The sequence below is a fragment of the uncultured Legionella sp. genome (assembly GCF_937871865.1).
Classification (GTDB): Bacteria; Pseudomonadota; Gammaproteobacteria; order Legionellales; family Legionellaceae; genus Legionella.
Genome location: NZ_CALMPD010000050.1, coordinates 1 through 3507 on the forward strand (window position 1 = coordinate 1; position 3507 = coordinate 3507).

Here is a 3507-nt window from a genome sequence, read left to right on the forward strand (position 1 = left end):
GCGATGCAGGAGTTAAAAAATATGGCTTGCTAACGAGTGGCGTGCGTAAGGTGAGCAGTAAGTTGGCTGTTTCTTCATTTTTAACACGCATCATAATTAGGGTATTAAAATTCCCTTCAGATACCTCGGCTTTGGCTTTAGAACCGAGTGCAACTTCCATATCTTGGATAGTCTGAGCATAAGCGGTGACCTGAAACCCAGCTCCGCCTGCTTTATTAAGAATCTTCACAAATGAGTCCTGGATAATCTCTGACAACTCATCGCAATGCAGATTTAAAGTGTATCTTGCGTTGGGTTCTTTATAGATTTTACCAGCTGTAGATACCAGATCAGACAAAAGGCTTTTCCTACTGCTTGAGCAATATTGGGGTTAGTGAGACTATCTAAGCCGATATAAAGCACTTTCCTATTTTTAATTACATCCATCAGTTCCATTTCACCTGGCTGCGCTTTTGACGATAGGATTTTTGAGGCATTACTCTTATTGATTTCAGACAGTACAGGACCGACACTGGCTGTGATTTTGTCGTAATAATGTTTATCCATAATGGCTGCGTCGTAGAGGTCTATTAAGATTTGGTCGTGCAGGGCTTCAGCATTGTTGCTTTTGATGGTTTTGTTGATGTGGTCTTTGACATATTGCACGACTGCCTGGTGACGTTCCATTGGAGATTTAGTTTTATTATTTTTGCCTATTTTACTATCATGCTCGTCGATGATGTCATCTATCTCTTGATGATAGTTAGGGTAGTGGTTAGGAAGAATCTTATCAGCATAGGACATTAATAATTGCTCTAATCGGCTGATGTAGAAGGCAATTGTTTGGTAGGTAATGGGTTGATTCATTTCTTCTAGGCATATAGCAACGATATTGACGTATTTCCATGCGAAGGCTGCAAACTGTTTTCCTTCTCCCTCTGCGGATATTGCATCCGTGATGCGTGTGGCAACCTCACTGATTTGGTCGAAATTCTTTAAAGGATTGTATTGCGCGGATTGTTCTGGAAAGCCTAAGTGTACGATTTTGAAATCTTCTGTTCGTCCTGATACTTTACAGGCTGCCATCATATCTCTAACCAGATCTTGATCGCCTTTGGGGTCTACAACAATAACGGCATCACCGTTGCGGATGTCTTGGTTAATCAAAATGCTGGCTAAACGGGTTTCCCCCACTCTGGTTGTGCCGACAACGAAAGTGTGGCCTACTCGTACATCTTGAGGGATGTAGACTGGTTTATCTTCTTCACCTACGCCATGTAAGAATGGACTACCGCCAACAGGTGGATCAGGTCTAAATGGGTTTAGTTTTGAATTGGCATTTAAGCATTTAAGCATTTAAGCATTTAAGCATTTGGTTAACCTTGTATGTTCATGGTTTTGGCAGAATCTTCTGACAAGCTGGTAGCAATTGTTTCGTTGCATGAACTTTTCATTTTTGACTTGTTTAATTTGATGCAGCTTTTGAGTGTGGCTTGGTCGCCAGCGAAAGCCTTTGCCTAGGAACAACCAGTTTTTGGATAAAGGTATTTCTGTGGTGGATAGGGCATAAGTGGGCATGGCTAATAATCTTCGGTGATAACGTTTTACTTTAATTGCTTGCCAGGATCTATAAGTACCAGGAATTAATAATGCGAGCGCAGCATATAATCCCATAGTTTGTGTTAGTAAAAACAAATGCGGTTGAGTATATACCAGTAAGGCTAGAGACAAACAGGTAATGGCTGACCAGGCTTCTGTTGGTTCTCTTAATAGGTTATTAATGGGGTCTTGAAACGCGCCTATTTTATGATGCAAATAGTGATAAATAAAGGATGCAATTAACACTTGGAAATTATTTGAAAGAGGTATTTGGGCTTTGGGAGGAAGCTAAACATCGTGCATTTTATCCTTTTATCAATAGAGCCAGTAAGTATCGTTGTTAAGAACGGAAAACAAATTTGGCTGTTCCTCACGTGACTAATGGGATTTTAACCAAAGATTAATTTCTTTAATGCTCTCATCGATCACTTTGATGGTTTGTTGATAAAGCGGCTCCATTAACTCACATTGTCCCGACTTCCAATACTGCTCCAAATACTGGCACGCCATTTTGATTTTTACTGTGCCAACATAGACGGCGCCTCCCTTGATTTTATGAGCTATTTTTTGGACTGTATCCCAATCCATTGCATCATGTGCCTGTTTCATTAATGACACATCAGGAATCAGTGAGTCATGAACCATGAAATGCAGCATTTCGGTGAGTACCGCAAGGGTTCCGGTCGCTTTAGTTCCTCCTTCAACATCCAGAATAGGGTAGGGGGTTAAGTCAAACAACGAGCCATCGTTTTGGGGTAATTCAGAGCGATGGGTGATTTCTTGAGGTGTGTTATTCTGCTGATGATATCCTGGAATAAATGCATCAAGTATGTCGGTGCAGCTTTGTGCCGTTAGGGGTTTGGTTAACACGGCATTCATTCCTGCCTCGATGCAACGTTGCTTGTTTTCATCTCCGGCATGGGCTGTAAGGGCAATGATAGGGCTGTGTGTTTTTTTTGTTATTTCGTGCAGTCTGATGTGATGAGTCACTTCATAACCGTCCATATCGGGTAATCCGATGTCCATGAAAATGAGATTGTATTGGCCATTTTTCCATAGCTCTACCGCTTTTTTACCCGTTTCCGCTATGTCTGTATCACAGCGCAGTTGTGAGAGAATTGCTTTAGCAACCGTTTGGGCAATGGGGTTGTCTTCAACGACTAAGACCCGAAATGCATGGCATTGGTTCAGCTCAACGCTTGGTTTAATTTCTTGGGCGTAGGTTGTTTCTAACGGAGTGTCAACACTCTGCTCCATCTCCGAGTCAATTCCTGACGCATCATCAAGCAAGGGTTCTTGTAGGGGAATAAGGCAAGTAAATGTCGTACCGCGCCGTACCTCACTGTCCACATAAATCTCACCACCCAGTTCATCGATAAACTGTTTTACCACTGAAAGACCAAGTCCTACGCCTTTATAAATGCCCTGGTAGGATGGAGTAAGTCGTTTAAATTGGATGTAAATTTCGTGTTGTTTGTCTTTAGGGATGCCGATTCCTGAATCTTCCACTATCAGTTTTAATACCAGCTTTCCCTCGTCTTGTTTCGCAAGCAGGGCATTGAGGGTCACAAAGCCGTTATCGGTAAAGTTCAGGGCGTTGGCTACCAGCTCAAGTGCTACGCGATGCAGGCGAACTTTATCCCCAATCAGGTATTTGGGTATGGACTTATCCATATTCAGAGTTAAGGCGAGTTTCTTTTCTAAGGAGCGGGCACGATTGAGTTCAATAACCTGGTTTAATGTTTTTTCAAGACTGAATTTTTTCTTCAGTTTTGGAATTTCTCCCGAGCTTACTCTAATCGCTTCAAGCACTTCATCTAGCAAATCCAATAGGGCATGGCTCGATGCCACCAGATTTTCCGAGTATTCTTTAATGTGTGGGTTATCGGATTCCATTTTCAGTAAGTCAGCAAAACCCACAATGCCTGT

Annotated in this window: 1 protein-coding gene and 1 pseudogene; both read right to left on the bottom strand. The window is 42.1% G+C overall.

Annotated features, from left to right (window positions below; translation table 11 throughout):
• Positions 1–1782: pseudogene (gene traD / locus Q0495_RS03005) on the bottom strand (type IV conjugative transfer system coupling protein TraD); the annotation flags it as partial.
• Between the two features lie 174 nt (positions 1783–1956).
• On the bottom strand, positions 1957–3507 hold a 1551-nt coding region (locus Q0495_RS03010), incomplete at its 5' end, for a response regulator (protein ID WP_298622872.1).